The 21,877-nt window shown below is 72.4% G+C and carries 20 protein-coding genes; 11 read left to right on the forward strand and 9 right to left on the reverse strand.

Features of this window, described 5'->3' with window-relative positions:
* Positions 1 to 276 precede the first annotated feature (276 nt).
* Entirely contained in the window at positions 277 to 4,659 is a 4,383-nt protein-coding gene (locus O7612_RS27415; RefSeq protein ID WP_282268646.1) for a S8 family serine peptidase, read from the forward strand.
* Positions 4,660 to 5,381: 722 nt separating this feature from the next.
* Here O7612_RS27415 and O7612_RS27420 read toward each other — a convergent pair.
* Positions 5,382 to 5,621 (reverse strand): winged helix-turn-helix domain-containing protein, encoded by a 240-nt coding sequence (locus O7612_RS27420; RefSeq protein ID WP_282268647.1) that lies wholly within the window; start codon positions 5,619 to 5,621, stop codon positions 5,382 to 5,384.
* Positions 5,622 to 6,226: 605 nt separating this feature from the next.
* On the opposite strand from O7612_RS27420, the gene O7612_RS27425 reads away from it, so the two are divergent.
* Together O7612_RS27425 and O7612_RS27430 are read left to right on the forward strand one after the other, a co-directional pair.
* Positions 6,227 to 6,451 carry a DivIVA domain-containing protein gene (locus O7612_RS27425; RefSeq protein ID WP_282268648.1) on the forward strand — a complete coding sequence of 75 codons (225 nt, stop codon included), beginning with the start codon at positions 6,227 to 6,229 and terminating at the stop codon, positions 6,449 to 6,451.
* Positions 6,448 to 6,702 (forward strand): hypothetical protein, encoded by a 255-nt coding sequence (locus O7612_RS27430; RefSeq protein ID WP_282268650.1) that lies wholly within the window; start codon positions 6,448 to 6,450, stop codon positions 6,700 to 6,702. Before O7612_RS27425 ends, O7612_RS27430 begins: the two co-directional genes overlap by 4 nt.
* A 161-nt stretch (positions 6,703 to 6,863) precedes the next feature.
* On the opposite strand, the gene O7612_RS27435 is transcribed toward O7612_RS27430, so the two are convergent.
* From O7612_RS27435 to O7612_RS27450, 5 genes are all read right to left on the reverse strand, one after another.
* Positions 6,864 to 7,193, reverse strand: a complete 330-nt coding sequence (locus tag O7612_RS27435; protein ID WP_282268652.1) for a DUF1416 domain-containing protein — start codon at positions 7,191 to 7,193, stop codon at positions 6,864 to 6,866.
* Positions 7,194 to 7,196: 3 nt separating this feature from the next.
* Entirely contained in the window at positions 7,197 to 8,045 is an 849-nt protein-coding gene (locus O7612_RS27440) for a sulfurtransferase (RefSeq protein WP_282268654.1), read from the reverse strand.
* 201 nt (positions 8,046 to 8,246) lie between these two features.
* The gene (locus O7612_RS29520) at positions 8,247 to 8,375 is read right to left on the reverse strand and encodes an Ms5788A family Cys-rich leader peptide (protein ID WP_348774253.1); all 129 of its coding nucleotides are present in this window, start codon (positions 8,373 to 8,375) and stop codon (positions 8,247 to 8,249) included.
* 89 nt (positions 8,376 to 8,464) lie between these two features.
* On the reverse strand, positions 8,465 to 9,244 hold the full coding sequence (locus O7612_RS27445) for a DUF2993 domain-containing protein (protein ID WP_282268656.1): 780 nt from the start codon (positions 9,242 to 9,244) through the stop codon (positions 8,465 to 8,467).
* 179 nt (positions 9,245 to 9,423) lie between these two features.
* Complete coding sequence (locus O7612_RS27450) at positions 9,424 to 10,461, reverse strand: hypothetical protein (protein WP_282268658.1); 1,038 nt, start codon at positions 10,459 to 10,461, stop codon at positions 9,424 to 9,426.
* A 261-nt stretch (positions 10,462 to 10,722) separates the two neighbouring features.
* Between O7612_RS27450 and O7612_RS27455 the strand changes: the two genes are divergently transcribed.
* From O7612_RS27455 to pstB, 7 genes are all read left to right on the forward strand, one after another.
* On the forward strand, positions 10,723 to 11,439 hold the full coding sequence (locus tag O7612_RS27455; RefSeq protein ID WP_282268660.1) for a response regulator transcription factor: 717 nt from the start codon (positions 10,723 to 10,725) through the stop codon (positions 11,437 to 11,439).
* Between the two features lie 202 nt (positions 11,440 to 11,641).
* Positions 11,642 to 12,511 carry a polysaccharide deacetylase family protein gene (locus tag O7612_RS27460; RefSeq protein WP_282268662.1) on the forward strand — a complete coding sequence of 290 codons (870 nt, stop codon included), beginning with the start codon at positions 11,642 to 11,644 and terminating at the stop codon, positions 12,509 to 12,511.
* A gap of 24 nt (positions 12,512 to 12,535) precedes the next feature.
* Positions 12,536 to 13,459, forward strand: a complete 924-nt coding sequence (mshD, locus tag O7612_RS27465; protein WP_282268665.1) for a mycothiol synthase — start codon at positions 12,536 to 12,538, stop codon at positions 13,457 to 13,459.
* Positions 13,460 to 13,811: 352 nt separating this feature from the next.
* Positions 13,812 to 14,915 (forward strand): phosphate ABC transporter substrate-binding protein PstS, encoded by a 1,104-nt coding sequence (gene pstS / locus O7612_RS27470; protein WP_282268667.1) that lies wholly within the window; start codon positions 13,812 to 13,814, stop codon positions 14,913 to 14,915.
* A gap of 43 nt (positions 14,916 to 14,958) precedes the next feature.
* The gene (pstC, locus tag O7612_RS27475; protein ID WP_282268668.1) at positions 14,959 to 16,050 is read left to right on the forward strand and encodes a phosphate ABC transporter permease subunit PstC; all 1,092 of its coding nucleotides are present in this window, start codon (positions 14,959 to 14,961) and stop codon (positions 16,048 to 16,050) included.
* Positions 16,047 to 17,135, forward strand: coding sequence for a phosphate ABC transporter permease PstA (gene pstA, locus O7612_RS27480; RefSeq protein ID WP_282268670.1), 1,089 nt, complete (start codon positions 16,047 to 16,049; stop codon positions 17,133 to 17,135). The genes pstC and pstA overlap by 4 nt, the downstream gene beginning before the upstream one ends.
* Before the next feature lie 17 nt (positions 17,136 to 17,152).
* Entirely contained in the window at positions 17,153 to 17,929 is a 777-nt protein-coding gene (gene pstB, locus O7612_RS27485; protein ID WP_282268672.1) for a phosphate ABC transporter ATP-binding protein PstB, read from the forward strand.
* A gap of 81 nt (positions 17,930 to 18,010) precedes the next feature.
* On the opposite strand, the gene O7612_RS27490 is transcribed toward pstB, so the two are convergent.
* The gene (locus O7612_RS27490; RefSeq protein ID WP_282268674.1) at positions 18,011 to 18,844 is read right to left on the reverse strand and encodes an NUDIX domain-containing protein; all 834 of its coding nucleotides are present in this window, start codon (positions 18,842 to 18,844) and stop codon (positions 18,011 to 18,013) included.
* 175 nt (positions 18,845 to 19,019) lie between these two features.
* Here O7612_RS27490 and O7612_RS27495 point away from each other — a divergent pair, with 175 nt between their 5' ends.
* Entirely contained in the window at positions 19,020 to 19,988 is a 969-nt protein-coding gene (locus O7612_RS27495) for a Gfo/Idh/MocA family oxidoreductase (RefSeq protein WP_282268676.1), read from the forward strand.
* Positions 19,989 to 20,174: 186 nt separating this feature from the next.
* On the opposite strand, the gene O7612_RS27500 is transcribed toward O7612_RS27495, so the two are convergent.
* On the reverse strand, positions 20,175 to 21,179 hold the full coding sequence (locus O7612_RS27500) for an inorganic phosphate transporter (RefSeq protein ID WP_282268678.1): 1,005 nt from the start codon (positions 21,177 to 21,179) through the stop codon (positions 20,175 to 20,177).
* Positions 21,180 to 21,183: 4 nt separating this feature from the next.
* Positions 21,184 to 21,810, reverse strand: coding sequence for a DUF47 family protein (locus O7612_RS27505; protein WP_067311399.1), 627 nt, complete (start codon positions 21,808 to 21,810; stop codon positions 21,184 to 21,186).
* Positions 21,811 to 21,877 lie beyond the last annotated feature (67 nt).

Raw genomic sequence — 21,877 nt, forward strand, 5'->3', positions numbered from 1 at the left:
TGCCGCCCGCTACCGACGTTCCCGTCTGCCCCCGACAGGTGCCGACGCGGCTGGACGCCAGCCTAACGGTCAGCGCGGCGTCAGGTTACTGACCGAATACTGACCGACCCGATCCATTGATCAGCTTGGTTCCCCGGCTGAGCATGATGCACAGCGGCCGGGGGCTGGCCCGCCAGCACCCACCACCGGCCACCTCCCCAGTCGCTCCGCGTGGCCGCGACCCCGGCACACGCGGCCGGACCCGAACCGATCGGGTCCGCTCAGTGGGGAGGAAACGTGCTCAGACGACCGACCGGACGACCGTCCCGGTGGCGATTGGTGGCCGCGCTCGCGGCCGGACTGCTGGGCCTCACCGCCCAGCCCGCACTGCCCGCCGGGGCGACGCCGGCCGCACCCCGGGCCACCGTGGACCGGCAGGTCCTCGACGGGCTCGCCGACGGCACCGGGACCTTCCTGGTCTACCTGCGCGAACAGGCCCCGCTCGCGCAGGCGGCCCGGCTGCGCAGCCCGGACGCCCGAGCCGCCGAGGTGCACCGGCTGCTCACCACCACCGCCGAACGGACCCAGCAGGGCCTGCGGACGGTGCTGGACGACCGGAAGGCCACCTACACGGCGTACTGGATCGCCAACGCGCTGCGGGTGACCGGGGACCGGGCGCTGCTGGACACCATCGCCGCCCGGCCCGAGGTCGACCGGATCGCCGCGACCCGCAGCTACCCGCTGATCCGGCCGGTCCGCAGCACCGCCGCCCGCGCCGGCACGAACGCCGTCGAGTGGGGGCTGACCAACATCGGCGCACCCCGGGTCTGGGACGAGTTCGGCGACCGGGGCGAGGGCCTGGTGGTCGCCAACATCGACAGCGGCGTGCAGTTCGACCACCCGGCCCTGGTCAACTCCTACCGGGGCAACCTCGGTGGCGGGACGTTCGACCACGACTACGACTGGTTCGACCCGGCCGGGGTGTGTCCACAGGATGCCCCCTGCGACAACAACGACCACGGCACACACACCATGGGCACCATGGTCGGCACCGACGGGTCCGCCAACCAGGTCGGGGTCGCCCCCGGCGCGAAGTGGATCGCCGCCAAGGGCTGCGAGTCCAACAACTGCTCGGACGCCTCGCTGCTGGCCGCCGGCCAGTGGGTGCTCGCTCCGACCGACCTGAACGGGCAGAACCCCCGACCCGACCTGCGCCCCGACATCGTCAACAACTCGTGGGGCGGCGACGGCGGCGACCCCTGGTACCAGCAGACCGTGGCCGCCTGGCGGGCCGCCGGGATGTTCCCGGTCTTCTCCGCCGGCAATGACGGCCCGTCCTGCGGCAGCGCCGGCTCCCCCGGGGACAACCCCAACGCGTACGCGGTCGGCTCGTACGACGTGAACAACGCCATCTCCGGGTTCTCCGGTCGGGGCGACGCCACCGACCCGGCCGGGCTGAAGCCGAACATCGCCGCGCCCGGCAGCAACGTGCGCTCCAGCGTCCCCGGCAACGGGTACGCGTCGTTCAACGGCACCTCGATGGCCGCCCCGCACGTCGCCGGCACGGTGGCCCTGATCTGGTCGGCCGCGCCCAGCCTGCGCGGGGACATCGCCGGCACCGAGGCGCTGCTCGACCGCACCGCCACCGACGTCGACGCGACCACCTGCGGGGGCACCGCCGCCGACAACAACGTCTTCGGCGAGGGTCGGCTCAACGCGTACGAGGCGGTCCGGCAGGCCCCGCGCGGTCCGGTGGGTCAGGTCGCCGGCCGGGTGACCGACGCGGCGACCGGCGACCCGGTGGCGGGCGCCACCGTCGCCGTCGGCGCACGCAGCGTCGTCACCGGCACGGACGGCCGGTACTCGCTGACCGTGCCGGCCGGCGAGACCACGCTGACCGTCTCCGCGTACGGCTTCCGCACGGCGACCGGCACGGTGACCGTTCCGGAGGACGGCTCGGTCACCCGCGACTTCGCCCTGACCGCCACGCCGACGGTCACCGTCTCCGGTCGGGTCACCGACGGCTCCGGGCACGGTTGGCCGTTGTACGCCACGATCGAGGTCGCCGGCCGCCCCGGCGCACCCGTCTTCACCGACCCGGTGACCGGCCGGTACTCGTTCACCGTGGCCGGCAACACCGACTACAAGCTGACCGTCACCGCGAAGTACCCGGGCTACCGGACGGTGACCAAGGACCTGACCGTCGGGTCGACGGCCACCACGGCGGACGTCGCGGTCCCGGTCGAGGCGGCCTGTGCCGCCGCCGGCTACACCGGCAGCCTGAGCGCGCCGCTGCTGTCGCAGAGCTTCGACGGCACCACCACGCCCGAGGGCTGGACGGTGCGCAACCGCACCGAGAAGGGCGGCTGGGTCTTCAACGACCCGGGCGCGCGGGGCAACCTGACCGGCGGGTCCGGCGGGTTCGCGATCGTCGACAGTGACAAGCTGGGCACCGGCAACACCCAGGACACCGACCTGGTCGCCCCGCCGGTCGACCTGTCCGCCTCGGCTGCGCCGGTGCTGCGGTTCCGCAGCGACTGGCGGGCCGTCGGGATCACCGACACCGCCGACGTGGACGTCTCCACCGACGCCGGGACGAGCTGGACGAACGTCTGGCACCAGACGTCGAGCCGGCGCGGCCCCCGGGTCGAGGAGGTGCCGCTGACCCCGGCGGCCGGCGCGACGCAGGCGCTGGTCCGGTTCCGGTTCAAGGGCACCTTCGCCTGGTGGTGGCAGGTGGACGACGTGCAGCTGGTGAACCGGGACTGCACCCCCGTCCCGGGCGGGCTGGTGGTGGGCAACACCACCGACCGCAACACCGGCGCGGCGGTCAACGGGGTGACGGTGACCAGTGTGGACCGGCCCACCGACACGGCCGTCTCGGCGGCCACCCCGGACGACCCGAACCTGCCGGACGGCTTCTACCACCTCTTCTCCGGGCTGACCGGCACCCACCCGTTCACCGCGGCCAAGCCGCCGTACACGGCGGTCACCCAGCAGGTGACGGTGGTGGCGGACAGCACCCGCCGGGCCGACCTGGCCCTGGCCGCGGGGCGGCTCACCGTCAGCACCACCACGATCGAGGCCCACCAGCCGTACGGCAGCACCCGCACCGCCAAGGTGACGGTACGCAACACCGGTTCCGCCCCGGCGACCGTGGAGCTGCTGGAACGCGGTGGCGGGTTCGAGGTGCTGTCGACCGCCGGCGCTCCGCTGCGGGAGCAGGTGGTCAAGGGGATCAGCACCGGGCGTACCGGGGTCCGGTACGGCGGCGGAAACGCCGACGCCGCGCCGCAGGCCGACGACGCCTGGACCCGGATCGCCAACCTGCCCGCCGCGATCTACGACAACGCGGCGGCCGACCTGGACGGCAGGATCTACTCGGTCGGCGGCGGCGGGGACACCGGCAACGAGCGGAAGGCCTGGGTGTTCGAGCCGGCCACCGGCGTCTGGACGGCGCTGCCCGACCTGCCGCACGCCCGGTCCAAGCCGTCCGCCGTCGGCATCGGCGGCAAGCTGTACGTGCTCGGCGGCTGGGGCGCGGCTGACGGCACCGAACCGTCGGTGGACGTCTTCGATCCGGGCGTCGGGGCGTGGAGCACCCTGCCCGGGGCGGTCAACCCGGCCCCCGCCGCCGCAGCCGGCACCGCCGTGGCGGGTGGCAAGGTCTACCTGGTCGGCGGCTGTGTCGACGCCACCTGCACGGAGTCCGCCAAGGTGACCGTGTTCGACCCGCGTGCCGGGACGTTCCGGGCCGGCGCGGCCTACCCGCACCCGGTCTCCTGGCTGTCCTGCGGCGGGATCGGCGCGCAGGTCTACTGCGCGGGCGGGGTCGCCGCCGACGAGTACACCGACGCCTGGCGGTACGACCCGGCGTCGGACACCTGGAGCGCGCTGCCGAACCTCCCGGTCGAGCTGTGGGGTTCCCAGTACGCGTCGGCCGGCGGCATGCTGGTGCTGGCCGGCGGGGTGACGGCCGGTTCGACGTCGGTGACCAACCGCACGGTCGGCTTCGACCCGGTGGCCGGGGCCTGGAAGAACCTGCCGAACGCCCAGTTCAGCAGGTACCGGGGTGCCGCCGCCTGCGGGGCGTACAAGATCGGTGGTTCGCCCAGTTCGTTCGTCGGCTCGGCGGACAGCGAGCGGCTCGGCGGGCTGGAAGGCTGCACGGACGCCAGCGACCTGCCGTGGTTGTCCACCGCACCGACCAGCTTCACGCTGGCCCCTGGGGCGTCCCAGACGGTCACCGTCACGCTGACCGCCACGGCGGCGGCCGGGGTGGCCCAGCCCGGGGTCTACTCGGGTGAGCTGGGATTCACCTCCAACACGCCCTACCCGGTGTCGGCGGTGGGGGTCGAGATGAACGTCTCGCCGCCGAACAACTGGGGCAAGATCCAGGGCACGGTGACCGGGGTGACCTGCGGCGGTCAGACCGTCGGCGTCCCGGCCACGATCCGGCTGAACCTGGTCGGGTCGACCACCGGCGTCACGCTCACCGCCGACGGTCAGGGCCGCTACGCCTGGTGGCTGCCGAAGGGCCGGTACGAGGCGATCGTGGCGAAGGACGGCTGGGTGCCCCAGGCCCAGCGGACGGTCGTCGAGGCCGGCATCGTCGGCACCCTCGACTTCCGCCTGGCACCCACGTCCACCTGCGCGGGAGCCCGCATCTCCGGCAGCTAGGCCGGTAGCCGCACCAGACGGTGGCCGTCGACCCAGCTCGGGTCGACGGCCACCGCCCTGTCCACACCCCAGCCCGATCGCCGCCGGCAGATCCCCACCGCCAGTGCCAGTGCACCTGTGCCTCACACCCGCATGTCAGGGGGTCGGAAGGGTCATGACTCAGCGACCCCGATCCTCGCTTACCGGTGTTCTCCACAGATCACCCCAGCGGCGGACCGGCAGGGACCGACCTGAAGCCTGCGCACCCTCGGCCACCCCTCGGGGTGCCCATATAGTTCTTCGAACGTTCTATGACTCTGCGTCATAAATATGACGGAGAGGCATAGACACTGTTGGTGAAATAGTCTCCCTCTGACTCCGCCCGGGCCGACCGTAAACCAGCCGACCGCGGGCAGCCGACGCTTAACCAGCTCGACCATGGCCCGGCCCGAACCACCTGCCAGCAGGGGAAGCGGATCCCGAGATGCGACCCTTAACCAGCAACGGGCTTCCCGCTGCCCGACTCGCCGAGGGGGTTCTCCTCAGTCGGATCGCCCAATTCAAGGCTTTTCGTGCCGGGCCTGTGGGCGGTATGGAGGATCTTGGAGCGAAATGGCCCCCCGGGGGGTCGAAATCTTCCAAGATCTCGCAGGCCGACAGATCATCGCTTGAGCCGGAGTGAGTAACTTCCGTGTCGGGCACGGTCCGAGGGGGTGGGCGATCCCCGTAAGCGTCAACAACCCTCAGGGCTTGCGCAGCCACGTCGCCGGGTCGGTGACGAAGATACCCTTGCCCTGGTGACGGTTGATCACCCCAAGCGCTTCCAGCCGCACGTTGACAAGGTTGATCGTTGACGGACTGACCTTGAAGCGGCTGCACTGTTCGCTGATCGAGGGCAACTTGTCGCCCGGCTTGTACTTACCCGACCTGACGTCGGCAACAATCTCGTCGGAGATCCGGATGTAGTCCGGGGTCGCAGGCATGGCACTCCTCGCGTGGCACCTGCGATTCGATCACGCCCCCATCACGACGTGCAACTACGCACTGCAACCAATCGTTGACTCTTTCCAGTTCTTCCAATAAGTTGGGCGGCGAGCACTCCTCGCGTGGCAACGAGCAGGGCTCTCCCCGGTCGGGGCGGGTGTCGTGGAAGGGAACCCGCCCGCCCCGGCCACCTTCCACGGCAGCGCGATCCCCGCTGCCCCTGCGGAGAGGCGGTCCCATCGTGTGCAGGTTCCTCCGGCTGTTCCGCCGGCCCCGGTCCCGGTCGACGGCAACCGACCGGCCCCCGACAACAGGACGGCCCGCGCCGGCCGAGCGACCCACGGCAGCCCGGCGGCCCTCCGCCCGGCACCGCGTCACCAACCGGCCCCTGAACAGCCGACCCCCAACCAACCAGCCCAGCAGCAACCGGCCCTCCACCAACCAGCCCAGCAGCGACAGGCCCTCCACCAACCAGCCCAGCAGCAACCGGCCCTCGAACAGCCGGCCCTCGACCAACCAGGCCCCGGGCGGCCGGGGCGACGGTCATGGCGCCGGGCGGTCCGGGCCGGCGGGCCGGCGCAACGGTGGGCAGCACCACCGGACGGTGGCGTACCGGCCGCTCTGCGCGAGTCAGGTGCGGCAGCAGTGGTTCGGGCGGTCCCGCGACGGGCTCGACCCGGGCGAGGTGGACGGGTTCCTGCACCGGGTCGCCGACGAGCTGGCCGTGCTGCACGCCGAGCTGGCCCGTACCCGGGAGGAGAACGCGCGGATCAAGGGCGCGCTGCGCGACTGGCAGTCCCGGTTCGGGCCGCGCGTGGTGTACCGGTGACCGCCACGACCGAGCGCGAGCGGTACGTCGTACACCTGACTGTCGCCGCCGACGACCTGCCGGCGGCGCGGCTGCTGGCCCGCGCGATCGGCCGGTCGCTGGCGTTCCTGCCGGAGCTGGTGCTCGGCGAGACGACGGTCTCCGAGGAGGGCGCGACCGACCGGCAGCACGCGGTGTTCTGCGACCGGCGGCTCGGTGGGCGTCGCCGCTGCGTCCGGCGGGTCGGCCACCAGGGCGGCTGCACCTCGTGACGCTGGCAGGCGGGGCCGACCCCGCCAGAACCGCCCACCGGGCCGGGCGGGCGACGGCGGGCGGCGGGCAGGCGGCACGGCGGCGGGGCCAGTCGGTGGATCGGCCCGGGGCCGGTCACCCCGGGTGGGGTGACCGGCCCCGGGCCGATCGAGAGCGTGGGTCAGGCCACCGTGACGGAGACCTCGTTGATGCCCCGGTTGGCGGTCACGGCGGTGTCGCCGTTGCCGTGCCGGGACAGCGCCCGCAGGGTCCAGTTACCGGGCGCGGCGAAGAACCGGAACTGACCGGCCGGGGAGGTGACGACCTCGGCGGTGAACTCACCGGTCGAGTCGAGCAGCCGCACGTACGCGCCGGCCACGGGCTCACCCGACGCGGCCAGCACCTGGCCGGTGATGACGGTTTCCTTCTCCAGGTCCAGGCTGGCCGGCAGCGGCGCGGACTGGTCCGGGGCGGCGCAGCCGGCCGCGGTGGAAGCGGTGGGAGCGGTCATGGCTCAGGCCTCCCCGGGCTCGTCGCCGAGCGCCACCGGCACGCCGACCAGCGAGCCGTACTCGGTCCAGGAACCGTCGTAGTTCTTCACGTTGGTGTGGCCGAGCAGCTCCTGGAGGACGAACCAGCTGTGCGAGGAGCGCTCGCCGATCCGGCAGTAGGCGATGGTCTCCTTGCCGTCGTCCAGCCCGGCGTCGGCGTAGATCTTGCGCAGTTCGTCGTCGGACTTGAAGGTGCCGTCCTCGTTGGCCGCCTTGGACCACGGCACGCTGATCGCGGTCGGGATGTGCCCGGCCCGCTGCGCCTGCTCCTGCGGCAGGTGGGCGGGGGCCAGCAGCCGGCCGGCGAACTCGTCGGGGCTGCGCACGTCGACCAGGTTCTTGGTGCCGATCGCGGCGACCACCTCGTCGCGGAACGCGCGGATCGAGGTGTCCGGCTCCTGCGCGACGTACTGGGTGGCCGGGCGGGTCACCGTGTCCTTGACCAGCGGACGGGCGTCCAGCTCCCACTTCTTGCGACCGCCGTCGAGCAGCTTGACGTCGCGGTGGCCGTACAGCTTGAAGTACCAGTACGCGTACGCGGCGAACCAGTTGTTGTTGCCGCCGTAGAGGACCACGACGTCGTCGTTGCTGATGCCCCGCTCGGAGAGCAGCGCCTCGAACTGGGACTTGTTGACGAAGTCCCGGCGGACCTGGTCCTGGAGGTCGGTCTTCCAGTCCAGCTTGATGGCACCGGCGAGGTGACCGGTGTCGTAGGCGGAGGTGTCCTCGTCGACCTCGACGAAGACGACGCCCGGGGCGTCGAGGTTCTTCTCGGCCCATTCGGCCGAAACGAGTGCGGTGTCGCGACTCATCAGATCACTCCCTGGTGAGGATGGGTGGTGAGCCAGCGCGGGCGGAGATCGGTGATGTCGCACCATGCGCAGGACCCATAGAGGAACGGATCACGGGTTCGTGCGACGGCGCCGCTGCCGGGCGTTTTTTCGGAGGGTGGCACCGGAGATCAGGAGACCTCGGGTGCGGTTGCCGCTAAGCGGCCGGAGACAGCCCCGCCGTCAGATGACGGAGCGACACAGGCAGGTGGCCACGCGGCACAGGTCGACCGCGCGCCGTTTGGTGAGGTGCGTCCCCATGGTCAGCGAGCCTACCAGCCCTTCCGCAGAGTGCCAGGGGCCGACCACCATACGAGACGCGGCCCCACCTGCCGGGAAGCCCTGCCAGGCCGGGCCGCGTCGTGCCCGGTGCCGGGTCGCGCCCGGCGTCCGACGGCGGATCAGCCCGCCGAGTTGATCGGCACGTCCCTGGCGTCGGCGGTCACCGTCAGCCCCTCCGGGCGCGGTTCGACCTTGCGCACGTTGAGCTGGAACGGCAGCTCCGGCAGGGGCACGTCGACCGAGATCCCCCGGGCGTAGTTGTTCAGCAGGGTGCGGGCCAGCGGCACCGCCGGCAGGCCCTGGGCGTTCAGGTCGCTGAACTTCAGCGCCACCTTGCCGCCCTCGGCCACCGTCACGTCGGCGGTGCCGGTGACGGTGAGCTTCTGGCCCAGGATGTCGACCGGCGCGGTGACCGCCAGCTTGCCGTTCTGCTCACCGAGCTTGAGCCCCGGGCGGTCCAGCAGCTTGGCCAGGCTGTCGTAGGTGACGGTGCCGGTGCCGGCCACCGTCTCGGCCACCACCTCCCCCTGACCGGACCGGATGGTGTCCAGCGAGGCGCGCACGTTGCGGGCGTCCACGTCGAGCCGGGGGAGGCTGAGCGCGTTGCCCTCCACGTTGCCCCGCACGTCGGTCAGCACGATGGAGATCCGCTCGTACCGGCCGTCGACCACCTGGGTGAGGAACGGGAAACCCCCCACGTCCACCTGGGGCGGCGCGGAACTGGCGTCCTGCTTGGTGATCTCCTGCTGCACCTGGTCGGCGATGGCCCGCTCGGCCAGGCCGGTCGCCACCCGGTCGGCCACCACCAGCAGCCCGCCCAGGATCAGCACCAGGACGACCAGTACGACGAGCCACCTGCGCCCGTGCCGCCGGGGCCGCTCCTCGTACGTCTGCGCCACACCCGTCTCCGTCCGTCGTCGCCGTCGCGGTCCGCGACGTACCTGCATCGCCGTCGCGGTCCGCGACCGTACCCGTCATCGATGCCGCCGTCGCGGCGCACCGCTACTACCCGAGCGCCGCCGCGCCCAACCGCCGTCGGCCGGCGCGGGACGGATCGCCGTCCGGCGCGCGGGGCGGATCAGAGGAAGAGCACACACATCGCGTACGCCGCCGGAGCGGACAGGGCGAACCCGCCCAGCGGACCCTGCATGTGCCGGGCGATCCACATGGTGGGTGGCTCACCGGCCATCAGCCGGCCCGCCTCGGCGTAGCCGACGGCGAGGTCGGCCAGGACGGCGGTGGCCGCGGCGACCAGCCCGATCACCGCGGCGCTGGTCGGGGTGAAGCCGACCAGGTAGCTGCCGAGCAGGGCGCTGGTGAGCGTACCGGCCATCGCGCCGACGACCACCCCGGCGGCGCCCCGGGGCACCTGCGGCGCCAGCCTGGGCCAGGCCAGCACGGCGTCGGTGAGCCGGGCCACGGTCAGCGCGACGCCGGTGGCGACCAGGCAGACGGTGATCGCCTGGGTGCCGGCCGGAATCCGGCTCAGCGTGATCAGGGTGGCGAACGCCACCACGCCGACCACGATCAGCAGCGTGGTGCCGAGCGAATCGGTCACCCGGACCCGGTCCACCCGGCGGACGAGCTGACCGACCACGCCGAGCAGGAAACCGCCCAGCGCCACGAAGCCGAGCGGGGCCAGGCCGGCGACGTCGGTCTGCACGGCGGCGACGTCGGCCGCCGCGGCGACCGCGACGCTGGTCAGCGCCACCATCAGCAGGGCGGGCGGGCGCATGGCCATCGTCCAGGCCAGCACGAAGAAGAGCTGGACCGCGAAGACGATCAGGGCGAACGGCAGCCGGTGCCCGGGACCGGCGGTCTGCGCGCCGAGCACCAGGCCGACGCCGAGCAGCGCGGCGAAGCCGGCGATGGTCAGCGAGAGCGGCCGGCGGACCTCGACCGGCTCGATCGGCTCCTCGTCCGGTTCGACGTCGTCGTCCTCGGTGCGACGCGGTGCCCCGCCCTTGCGGAACCGGCGCGGGCCGCGCTCACGTCGGCTCCCGGCGTCGTCGTCCGGGGCCGGGCGCGGCCCGGGTGCGGGACCGCTGGCCGGGCCGTCGGGGGCGTCGTCGGCCCACGGGTCACGGCCGGTCTCGGGCGAGGTGGAGGGAAACACGCCCCGATCGTGCCAGACCGGCGCGCTCCGGCGGGGATCACGTCGGCTCCGGTTTCCACCACGTTAAAACCTGAGCGGTGATCACGGGCAGATCCGACAAACAGGAAAGGACGCCGAGGTGACAGCCGGGCGATCGGTTACGCTCAAGCCGTTACCCGCCCGTCAGCGACGCCGGGACCCACGCAAGTTCTCAGCGCCCCGCCCACGGCCGGGGCCGCTGGTCGCGTGCGGCCGTAGAGCCGCCGGGACGGAGGTGATCGTGTGGAGCTCCTGCTGCTGGTGACCGCGCGTGCAGGTGAGCCCTCGGCGGTGCTGCCGGCACTCGACCTGTTGCCACACTCGGTGCGTACCGCGCCGCGTGACGTCCGCACCCTGGTGTCCGGGCCCAGCCCGGACGCGGTGCTGGTCGACGCCCGTTCGGAGCTGAGCGAGGCCAGGGCCACCTGTCGGATGCTGCACGCCACCGGCCTGGGCGTGCCGCTGGTGGCGGTGGTCACCGAGGCCGGCCTGATCGCCCTCAACGCCGACTGGGGCGTCGACGACGTGATCCTGGCCGGCGCGGGCCCGGCCGAGGTGGAGGCCCGGCTGCGGCTCGCGGTGGGCCGGCTGACCAACGCCACCTCCGGGGCCGGCGGCTCGATCCGGGCCGGCGAGCTGAACATCGACCCGGACACCTACGCGGCGAAGCTCAAGGGTCGGCCGCTCGATCTCACCTACAAGGAGTTCGAGCTGCTGAAGTTCCTCGCCCAGCACCCGGGCCGGGTGTTCACCCGGGACCAGTTGCTCCGCGAGGTCTGGGGCTACGACTACTTCGGCGGCACCCGCACGGTCGACGTGCACGTGCGGCGGCTGCGCGCGAAGCTCGGCTCGGAGTACGAGTCGATGATCGGCACGGTCCGCCAGGTGGGCTACAAGTTCGTGGTCCCGCCGACGTCCCGGTCCCTGCCGGAATCCGAGCACGCGCCGCTGCCGGTCTGACCCCCGCACCGGCCCGCCTCACCCGGCGTCCGGTCGCATCACCGCACCAATACAGGGCTATTTCCGATACGCCCCTTTTGCACCTGTTGACGGTTCTATTCTTAGTGCCGGAATCAGCAGGAGTGAAAGGGGCGACGGTGCGTGCACTGACCACGGGGGCGACGAGAGGGCCGTCCCGCGATCCGGACCGGTGGCGGCGCTGATGCGCGCCCGGTCGACCGGCGGGACCATCGGGACCGTCGGCGTCGTCACCCTGGTGCTGGCCGCCCTGCTCGGGTCCGCGTACGCCCTCGGTCGCAGCATGCTCCCCGACCAGTCCCGGCCCCCCGGCCGGACGTCGGCCCAGGTCGACGGCACCCAGTACGCCGAGCAACCCGCCGAGCCGGCCGCCCCACCCGCCGGCCCGGACGGCGTGGGCACCCCCGGAACCGACCCGGACGCCCCGCAGCCGGCCGGCGGCGGCGACGGACCGTTCGGCAGCCACGCCAGCACCGGCTCCGGCGAGGTCGCGCTGACCTTCGACGACGGGCCGGACCCGACGTACACGCCGCAGGTGCTCGACATCCTCCGCGAGTACGGCGTCAAGGCGACGTTCTGCGTGGTCGGCGAGAACGCCCAGGACCACCCGGACCTGGTACAGGCGATCGTGGCCGACGGACACACCCTCTGCAACCACTCGTGGCACCACGACGTGCTGCTCGGCAAGCGCTCCCCCGCCCTGATCCGGGCCGACCTGATCCGGACCAACGAGGCCATCCACGCCGCCGTGCCGGACGCCCGGATCAGCTACTTCCGGCAGCCCGGCGGGGCCTGGACGTACCCGGTGGTGTCGGTCGCCGAGGGGCTGGGGATGACCCCGCTGCACTGGACCGTCGACCCCAACGACTGGCAGCTCCCCGGGGCCGCCAGGATCACCGCGACGGTCACCGCGGACACCGGACCCGGTGCGATCGTGCTCATGCACGACGCCGGTGGCGACCGGCAGGGCACGGTGGCCGCCCTCCGCCGGATGCTGCCCGACCTGACCAGCCGCTTCCGGCTGGCGGCCCTACCGGTCAACGGGGCCAACTGAGCCGGGGCCGACTACGGTGGCGGGATGAGCAGCGCCGAGCCGACGACCGACCGGGTGGCCAGCACCGACCGACTCACCCCGGCCGAGGTGGCCGAGGTGCTGGCCCTGGCCCGGTCGGCGGGCGACACCGACGGCGCCGACCCGTTCGACGAGCACACCCTGCTGCGGTTACCCGACCCGCAGGCCCCGGCCGTGCACCTGACCGCCCACGCCGCCGACGGCACCCTGACCGGGTACGCCCACCTGGACACCACCGACCCGGCCTCGGGGGTGGGGGTGGAACTGGTGGTCCGACCCGGTTTCCGACGGCGGGGCACCGGGCGGGCGCTGGCCCGGGGCGTCCTCTCGGCGGCCACCGGCCCGGTGCGGGCCTGGGCGCACGGCGACCACCCGTCCGCCGCGGCGCTCGCGGTCGACCTCGGCCTCACCCGGGCCCGGGTGCTCTGGCAGTTCCGCCGGTCGCTGGCCGAGCCGGTGCCGGCCCCCCGCCTGCCCGCCGGGGTGACGCTGCGCTCCTTCCGCCCCGGCGCGGACGACGCCGCCTGGCTCGCGCTCAACGCCCGTGCCTTCGCCACGCACCCCGAGCAGGGCCGGTGGACCACCGACGACCTGCGGGCCCGGCTGGCCGAGCCGTGGTTCGACCCGGACGGTTTCCTGCTCGCCGTCGACCCGGCCGACCGGCTGCTCGGCTTCCACTGGACCAAGGTGCACGAGCGGCCCGGCTCGGCCCGGACCGGTGAGGTCTACGTGGTGGGGGTGGACCCGGCCGCGCACGGCGGCGGCCTGGGCCGGGCGCTCACCACCGCCGGGCTGGCCTACCTGCGGGACCGGCGGGGGCTGGACCGGGTGATGCTCTACGTCGACGAGTCGAACACCGCCGCCGTGGCGCTCTACGAACGGCTCGGCTTCGCCCGCTGGTGCGGGCACGTCAACTACCACCGGGACTGACGCCCCCGTACGCCGCCCCGGCCGGCGACCGGCCGGGGCCGTGACCGGCCGGGGATGTGAACGGCCGGGGACGTGAGCGGCGCAGTCTCCGTGCGGTAACGGTGGGGACACGCACGGATAACGGCCGACCGGATATGTCGCATCAATGCGGATACCAGGACGGCAGTTCACCTAACGGACAACCCTCCCTCAGGCAGCGGTCACCTGCCCGGCCGGGGCTGTTCATGCTCCGTTCACTTCTGACCGGCAAACCGTCTACCTGGCACTTCTAGCTTTCGAGTCAGCCGGTCAGCGCCGGCACTCGGGCCCCATCCGGGCGACCTGAGCAAAGACGTGAAGGGAAACCCCTCAGGTGAAGCTCCAGCGGCACGGCGCCATTGCCTGCCTCGCTCTTACCGCGGTCCTCGGCCTCAGCGCCTGCGGCTCGGACAACAACGAGCCGGCCAGCGCCTCCGCCTCCGGTTCGGCCAGCGCGGCGGACTGCGGCAAGGGCACCCTGAACGCGCAGGGCTCCTCCGCGCAGAAGAACGCCATGGCTGAGTGGATCAAGGCCTACCAGCAGAAGTGCGCCGGCACCACGATCAACTACGAGTCCTCCGGCTCCGGCGCGGGCATCCAGGCGTTCATCGCCGGGACCGCCGACTTCGCCGGCTCCGACTCCGCCCTCAAGCCGGAGGAGCAGCCGCAGGCCGACGCCAAGTGCACCGGTGGCGCGGCGCTCAACCTGCCGATGGTGATCGGCCCGGTCGCGGTCGTCTACAACGTCGGTGGTCTGGACAACCTCCAGCTCAAGCCGGCCACCCTGGCGCAGATCTTCGCCGGCAAGGTCACCAAGTGGAACGACCCGGCCATCAAGGCCGACAACCCGGACGCCACGCTGCCGGCCACCACGATCCAGACGGTGCACCGCTCCGACGAGTCCGGCACCACCGACAACTTCACCAAGTACCTGTCCAAGACCGCCGCGACGGACTGGACCTTCGGCAACAACAAGGCGTGGAAGGCCCCGGGCGGGCTCGGCGCCCCCAAGTCCGACGGCGTCGCCGCCAAGGTCAAGAGCACCGAGGGCACGATCAGCTACGTCGAGTGGTCGTACGCCGAGAACTCCGGCCTCAAGAAGGCCAAGGTGCAGAACGGCGCCGGCGAGTACACCGAGCTGACCGCCGAGTCGGCCGGCAAGACCATCGCCGGGGCCAAGATCGAGGGCCAGGGCGACGACCTCAAGATGTCGATCGACTACGCCACCAAGGAGGCCGGCGCCTACCCGATCGTCCTGGTGACCTACGAGATCGTGTGCAGCAAGGGCCTCGCCGCCGACAAGCTGCCGCTGGTCAAGGGCCTGCTGGGCCACGCCGCCAGCGCCGAGGGCCAGGCCGAGCTGGTGGAGCTGGGCTACGCCCCGCTGCCCGACTCGGTCCGGACCAAGGTCGAGGCCGCGGTCAAGAACCTCGGCTGACCCGTCCCGAGCGACAACCCCTCAAGTCGAAGCGAGCGAGCAGATGGGTGAAACCCCTCACCGCTCGGCACACGCCGGCACCGGCGGGCAACCCGTGACCCAGGGTCACGAGCGGTCCGCCGGTGCCTCGGCGCGTGTTGCCGAGGCACCAGTCAGCACCCGTACCCCCGACGACGACCACGGTCTGGGCGGAGGCGGCGGACTGCCCCGGGCGCAGGCGTTCGGCGCGGAACGGGCCTTCCGCGGCGTGACCCTGGCCGCCGGCGTCACCGTGCTGGTCATCATCGCGGCCATCGCGGTCTTCCTGATCGCCAAGGCCGTCCCGGCGCTACGGGCCAACAGCGCGAACTTCTGGACCTTCGAGGGCTGGTTCCCCAACGACGACCCGCCCACGTTCGGTATCGGCGCGCTCGCCTTCGGCACCGTGCTCACCGCCCTGCTGGCGCTGCTGATCGCGGTGCCGGTGGCGCTGGGTATCGCCCTCTACCTGTCCCACTACGCGCCGCGTCGGCTCGGCACCGGGCTGGGCTTCGTGATCGACCTGCTGGCCGCCGTGCCCAGCGTGGTGTTCGGCCTGTGGGGCCGGGACTACCTTGTCGGCCCGGTCGCCGACCTGTCCGCCTGGCTGAACCGGTACTTCGGCTGGATCCCGATCTTCGGCGACGGCCCGTACGGCAACTCGATCCTGCTCGGCTCGCTCGTCCTGGCGATCATGGTGCTGCCGATCATCACCTCGCTCTCCCGCGAGGTGTTCCTCCAGACCCCGACCGCCAACGAGGAGGCCGCCCTCGCCCTGGGGGCCACCCGCTGGGAGATGCTGCGCACGGCGGTCCTGCCGTACGGCCGGCCGGGCATCATCGCCGCCGTCATGCTCGGCCTCGGCCGGGCGCTCGGCGAGACCATCGCGCTCGCGCTGACCCTCGGCTCGACGTACGCCATCTCGTTCAACATCCTGGCCAACGGCGGTAACAGCATCGCCGCGAACATCGCCAACCGGTTCGCCGAGGCCAACGAGACCGGCCGGGGCGCGCTCATCGCCTCCGGCCTGGTCCTCTTCGCGATCACGCTGATCGTCAACATCACCGCGCGGGCGATCATCTACCGCCGCCGCGAGTTCACGGAGTCGGCCGCATGACCACCACGCTCACCCCCCGTCGTTCCCGCCCGCCGGCCCAGCCGGACAGCCTGCGCGCCCGGCGGCTGCCCGGGTACGCCGTCCCCGCCCTGGCGGTGCTCGCCCTGCTGGTCGCCGTCGGCCTCGTCTACGGCCTCGACCTCGGCGGCCCGGTCCTGGTCGTGGTGCTCGGCGCGCTGCTCTACCTGGCCGGCCTGTTCGCCGCCGCGAACGCGGTGGAGGGCCGCCGGTCGGCCCGCAACCGGGTCTGGAGCGCCCTGATCCACTCCGCCCTGGTGCTGGCCGTGCTGCCGCTGGCGTCGGTGGTCTGGACCCTGCTCAGCAAGGGCACCGCCCGCCTCGACGGCGACTTCTTCGGCAGCTCGATGAACAACATCGGGGCGCGGGACGCCAACGGCGGCGCCTACCACGCCATCGTCGGCACCCTGGAGCAGGTCGGCATCGCCACCGCGATCACCGTCCCGCTCGGCGTGCTCTGCGCGATCTACATCGTCGAGTACGGCCGGGGCCGGTTCGCCTTCACCATCCGGTTCTTCGTCGACGTGATGACCGGCATCCCGTCCATCGTCACCGGCCTGTTCGTGCTGGCCTTCTGGGTGCTGATCGTGTCGCCGTGGTTCAACGACGGCCGCCCCGGCTTCTCCGGTTTCGCCGCCGCGCTGGCGTTGGCCGTGCTGATGCTGCCGACGGTGGTCCGCTCCACCGAGGAGATGCTGCGGCTGGTCCCCGCGCCGCTGCGCGAGGGGGCGTACGCCCTGGGCGTGCCGAAGTGGAAGACCATCCTGCGGGTGGTGCTGCCCACCGCCCTGCCCGGCATCGTCACCGGCATCATGCTCTCCATCGCGCGGGCCGCCGGGGAGACCGCCCCGGTGCTGCTCGTCGCCGGCGGCGGCGCGGCGATCAACTTCAACCCGTTCGAGAACAACCAGTCGTCGCTGGCCCTCTTCGTCTACCAGCAGGCCGGCGAGGCGTCGAAGTACTCGCCGGCACGGGCCTGGACCGCGGCGCTGACCCTGGTCGTCCTCGTGCTCGTCCTGACCGTCGCCGCGAAGCTGCTGGCCCGCCGTAACCGGCTCGGCCGATGAACCCCGGAGGTACCACCATGGCCAAGCGCATCGACGCCACCGACGTGACCGCCTACTACGGCGGTTTCAAGGCGATCGAGAAGATCAACCTGACGGTCGAGCCGAAGACGGTCACCGCCCTGATCGGCCCGTCCGGCTGCGGCAAGTCGACCTTCCTGCGGTCGATCAACCGGATGCACGAGGTGCTGCCGGGTGCCCGGGTCGAGGGCAGCCTGACCATCGACGGCCAGGACGTCTACCACCGGGACGTCGACGTGACCGCCGTCCGCCGCATGATCGGCATGGTGTTCCAGCGGCCCAACCCGTTCCCCACCATGAGCATCTTCGACAACGTGGTGGCCGGGCTGCGGCTCAACGGGGTCCGGAAGAAGTCCATCCTGGACGAGGCGGCCGAGAGGGCGCTCCGCTCGGCGAACCTGTGGGACGAGGTCAAGGACCGGCTCGGCAAGCCCGGCGCGGGCCTGTCCGGCGGCCAGCAGCAGCGGCTGTGCATCGCCCGGACCATCGCCGTCGAGCCGCAGGTGGTGCTGATGGACGAGCCCTGCTCGGCCCTGGACCCGATCTCGACGCTGGCCATCGAGGACCTGATGTTCCAGCTCAAGGACAAGTTCACCATCATCATCGTCACCCACAACATGCAGCAGGCGGCCCGGGTCTCCGACCGCACCGCCTTCTTCTCGATCGAGAAGACCGGCGACCCCGGCCGGCTCATCGAGTACGACAACACCCAGAAGATCTTCAGCAACCCGGGCCAGAAGAAGACCGAGGACTACATCACCGGCCGCTTCGGCTGAGCCCCGCCCCCACGCCCCGACCCACCGGTCACCGGGCCGCCCGCCCAGGCCCCGCCGGGGTGCCGGGGTGGGCGGGCGCCGTCAGGTGAGGGTGAAGTGGGGGGTGCCGTCCTCGGGGAGGTGCAGGCGGGGGATCACCGGCGTGCTGGCGTCCCGGCCAGCCGCGGCGCGGGCCACCCCCGCCAGGTCACCGGCGGCGGCCACCTCGGCCAGCGTGACCAGGGTCGGCGGGAGCATGGTCAGCTCACCGGCCCGCGCCCGGGTCAGCGCGTCCGCCGGGCGGATCCACAGGGTGTGGTCGGCCTCGCCGGAGACGTCCCGGGTCCGCTGCCCCTCGGGCAGCAGGGCCACGAAGAAGTACGTGTCGAAGCGCCGCGGCTCGAACTCCGGGGTGATCCACCGGCTCCACGGCAGCAGCAGGTCGGAGCGGAGGGTGAGCTTCCGCTCGGCGAGCAGCCCGGCGAAGCCCCGCCGGTGCGCCTCCAGCTCCTGCCGGGCGGCCTCCCAGTCGTCGCCGCTGACGTCCCCCACCACCGCGTCGCCGCCGGGACCGGCCAGCAGCACCCCGGCCTCCTCGAAGACCTCCCGCGCGGCGGCACACACCACCGCCCGGGCGTCCCGCGGCGCGACCCCCAGCCGGTCCGCCCAGGCCGCCGGGTCGGGACCGGCCCAGTCCAGGTGCGCCTGCGAGTCCGACGGGTCGACGCCGCCACCGGGGAAGGCGTACATCCCGCCGAAGGCCATCGCGGCGACCCGGCGGACGACGTACACCTCGAAGTCGGTGCCGGCCGGGCGGAGCAGCAGCACGGTGGCCGCGACCCGGGGGGACGCCGGGACGCCGCCCTCGGCGTGGAACCGACGGGCGTGCTCGACCAGGGCCGGCGGGGCGGGGAAGCCGGGACCGTCGATCGTCATGCGCCGAGCCTAGTCCCGCCGCAGTGCCCGCCCGCCGCAGTGGCCCGGCCGGAGGGCACCGGTCCGGCACCGCTCGGGCCAGCCGGCCGGCGGGCAGCAGGCGACGAGCGACGACGGGCTGCCGGCGGCGGGCAGCCCCGGCAGCGGGCGGCAGGCGGCGGGTTAGCGTGGACGCATGACACGTTGGGGGATCTTGTCCACCGGTAACATCGCCGCCCGGTTCGCCGAGGATCTACGCCTGGTGCCGGGGGCCGAGCTGGTCGCGGTCGGCTCGCGGACGACGGAGAGCGCCGAACGGTTCGCCGCCCGGTACGGGGCCACCCGCTCCCACGGCTCGTGGGCCGAGCTGGCCGCCGACGACGAGCTGGACGCCATCTACGTGGCGACCCCGCACGCCGCCCACCACGAGGCCGCCCGGATCTGCCTGGAGGCCGGTCGGGCGGTGCTGCTGGAGAAGCCGTTCACCCTCGACCTGGCCACCAGCACCGAGTTGATCGAGCTGGCCCGGTCCCGGGGGCTGTTCCTGATGGAGGCCATGTGGATGCGGACCAACCCGCTGGTCCTTCGCCTGGTCGAGCTGGTCCGGGCGGGCGCGATCGGCGAGGTGACCAGCGTCCGGGCCGACTTCGGGGTGGCCGGGCCGTTCCCGCCGGAGCACCGGATGCGCAATCCGGCCCTCGGCGGCGGCGCGCTGCTGGACCTGGGCATCTACCCGGTCAGCCTGGCCCACCTGCTGCTCGGCGTCCCGCAGCACGTGCGGGCCTGGGCCAGGCTCAGCCCGGAGGGGGTGGACGAGAACACCGGCATCGTCCTCGGGTACGACTCGGGGGCGGTCGCCACGCTGAGCTGCGGGATGGTGGGGGCGACCCCGATGACCGCCGCGATCACCGGCAGCACCGGTCGGATCGAGCTGCCCGAGCCGTTCATCCGTCCCGGCTCGGCGGTGCTGCACCGGGCCGGGGCCGAGCCCGAGACGCTCACCGGCGACCCGGCCGGCGGCGGGTACCAGTACGAGGCCGCCGAGGTGCAGCGCTGCCTGGCCGCCGGGCTGACCGAGAGCCCCCTGGTGCCGCACGCGGTGACCCTGGAGGTGATGGCCCTGCTGGACGGCATCCGGGCGCTGATCGGCGTCGACTACTCCTGAGCTGCTGGAAGGGCACCGCGGTGCCCGTGAGCTGCCGGGCGGGCACCGCGGTGCCCGTGAGCTGCTGGAAGGGCACCGCGGTGCCCGTGAGCTGCCGGGCGGGCACCGCGGTGCCCGTGAGCTGCTGGAAGGGCACCGCGGTGCCCGCGCGAGGCGGGTTACCGCGGTGCCCTTCCCCGGCACGGCTCAGAACAGCGGGCGGACCACCAGGTAGGTCAGGCAGGCGATCAGCGCGGCGGCCGGGAAGGTGATGATCCAGGCGAGCACGATGTTGCCGGCCACGTTCCAGCGGACCGCGGAGAGCCGCTTGGTGGCGCCCACCCCCATGATCGCCGAGGTGATCGTGTGGGTGGTGGAGATCGGGGCCTTCAGCACCAGCGCGTTGAAGTAGAGCACCGCGCTGGCCACCGTCTCGGCGGCGAAGCCCTCCGGCGGACCCAGGTCGATGATCTTGCGGCCGAGGGTCCGGATGATCCGCCAACCACCGGCGTACGTGCCGAGCGCCAGCATGGTCGCCGAGGTCCAGAAGACCCAGCCCGGGATGTGCGTCTTGTCGTCCTGGAAGCCACCGGTGTAGAGGGCCAGCACCACGATGCCCATGGTCTTGGCGGCGTCCTGCATGCCGTGGCCGACCGACATGGCCGCCGCCGAGGCGGTCTGCGCCCAGCGGAAGCCCCGGTTGAGCTTGCCCGGCTGCCCCTTGCGGAACGCCCACAGGATGGCCAGCATCAGCAGGTAGCCGAGGGTGAGGCCGATGATCGGCGAGAGCACCATCGGCAGGATGACCTTCTCGCCGATGGTCACCCACTGGACGACACCGCCGGTGGAGAGCAGGGTCGCCCCGACCAGCCCGCCGAACAGGGCGTGCGAGGACGACGACGGCAGGCCGAAGTACCAGGTGATCAGGTTCCAGGCGATCGCGCCGAGCACCCCGGCGAAGACCACCCCGAGACTGCCCACGCCGGTGGGAAGGGTGACCAGGCCGTCGCCGACGGTCTTGGCCACGCCGGCGCCGAAGTGCGCGCCGACGAAGTTGCCCACCGCGGCGAGCCCGAGGGCGAACCGGGGTGTCAGGGCGCGGGTCGAGACGCTTGTCGCGATCGCGTTGGCGGCGTCGTGGAAGCCGTTGGTGTAGTCGAACGCCAGGGCCACCGCGATCACCGCCAGCACGGCGATGAGTTCGGGACTCACAGGATCAGGACTCCTTGACCGCGATGGTCTCGACCGTGTTCGCCACGTGCTCGAAGGCGTCGCAGGCGGCCTCCAACTCGTCGGCGACCTCCTTCATCTTCAGCACGGTCAGCGCGTCGTACTCGCCCGAGAAGAGCCGGACCAGCAGCATCCGGTACGCCTGGTCGCCGTCGTTCTCCAGCCGGTTGCACTCGATCCAGTAGTCCTCCAGGTCCTTCATCGACTTCAGCCGGGGCATCGCCTCGGCGGTCAGCTTGGCCTGGAGGTCGAGCACGTTGACCAGCTCGTGCAGTTCGCGCGGCAGCGACGGGAGCTTGGTGAGGCCGTACAGGTAGAGCAGGTTGCCGACCGCCTCCAGGTGGTCCATCACGTCGTCGAGCAGCGAGCCCAACCGGTAGATGTCCTCCCGGTCGAACGGCGTGATGAAGGTGGAGTTGATCTTCTTGTAGAGATCGTGGGTGATCTGGTCGCTGTCGTGCTCGACCTCGGTCAGCCGTTCGCTGACCGACTGCACGTCGACGCCGGGCAGGGCCAGCTCGTTCAGCAGCTCGGTGCCCTTCACCAGATTCTGCGCGGCCCTGGTGAAGAGCTCGTAGAAAGCGCCCTCGGTAGGACGGAAGGAAAACTTCACAGCACGGACCTCGTCGTGTCGGTGGAAGGGTGGCCGCCGCCCCAGGGGGCGCCCGCTGAAGCATGCT

Origin of the sequence: Micromonospora sp. WMMD987 (genome assembly GCF_029581435.1) — a bacterium.
Classification (GTDB): domain Bacteria; phylum Actinomycetota; class Actinomycetes; order Mycobacteriales; family Micromonosporaceae; genus Micromonospora; species Micromonospora rifamycinica.

Bases quoted from the DNA above. Each gene is read 5' to 3' on its own strand.
- pstA (WP_282268670.1), top strand. From the start codon at position 16,047: ATGACCACCACGCTCACCCCCCGTCGTTCCCGCCCGCCGGCCCAGCCG.
- O7612_RS27420 (WP_282268647.1), bottom strand. From the start codon at position 5,621: ATGCCTGCGACCCCGGACTACATCCGGATCTCCGACGAGATTGTTGCC.
- O7612_RS27490 (WP_282268674.1), bottom strand. From the start codon at position 18,844: ATGACGATCGACGGTCCCGGCTTCCCCGCCCCGCCGGCCCTGGTCGAG.
- pstB (WP_282268672.1), top strand. From the start codon at position 17,153: ATGGCCAAGCGCATCGACGCCACCGACGTGACCGCCTACTACGGCGGT.
- O7612_RS29520 (WP_348774253.1), bottom strand. From the start codon at position 8,375: ATGGTGGTCGGCCCCTGGCACTCTGCGGAAGGGCTGGTAGGCTCGCTG.
- O7612_RS27460 (WP_282268662.1), top strand. From the start codon at position 11,642: ATGCGCGCCCGGTCGACCGGCGGGACCATCGGGACCGTCGGCGTCGTC.
- O7612_RS27435 (WP_282268652.1), bottom strand. From the start codon at position 7,193: ATGACCGCTCCCACCGCTTCCACCGCGGCCGGCTGCGCCGCCCCGGAC.
- pstC (WP_282268668.1), top strand. From the start codon at position 14,959: ATGGGTGAAACCCCTCACCGCTCGGCACACGCCGGCACCGGCGGGCAA.
- O7612_RS27495 (WP_282268676.1), top strand. From the start codon at position 19,020: ATGACACGTTGGGGGATCTTGTCCACCGGTAACATCGCCGCCCGGTTC.
- O7612_RS27440 (WP_282268654.1), bottom strand. From the start codon at position 8,045: ATGAGTCGCGACACCGCACTCGTTTCGGCCGAATGGGCCGAGAAGAAC.
- mshD (WP_282268665.1), top strand. From the start codon at position 12,536: ATGAGCAGCGCCGAGCCGACGACCGACCGGGTGGCCAGCACCGACCGA.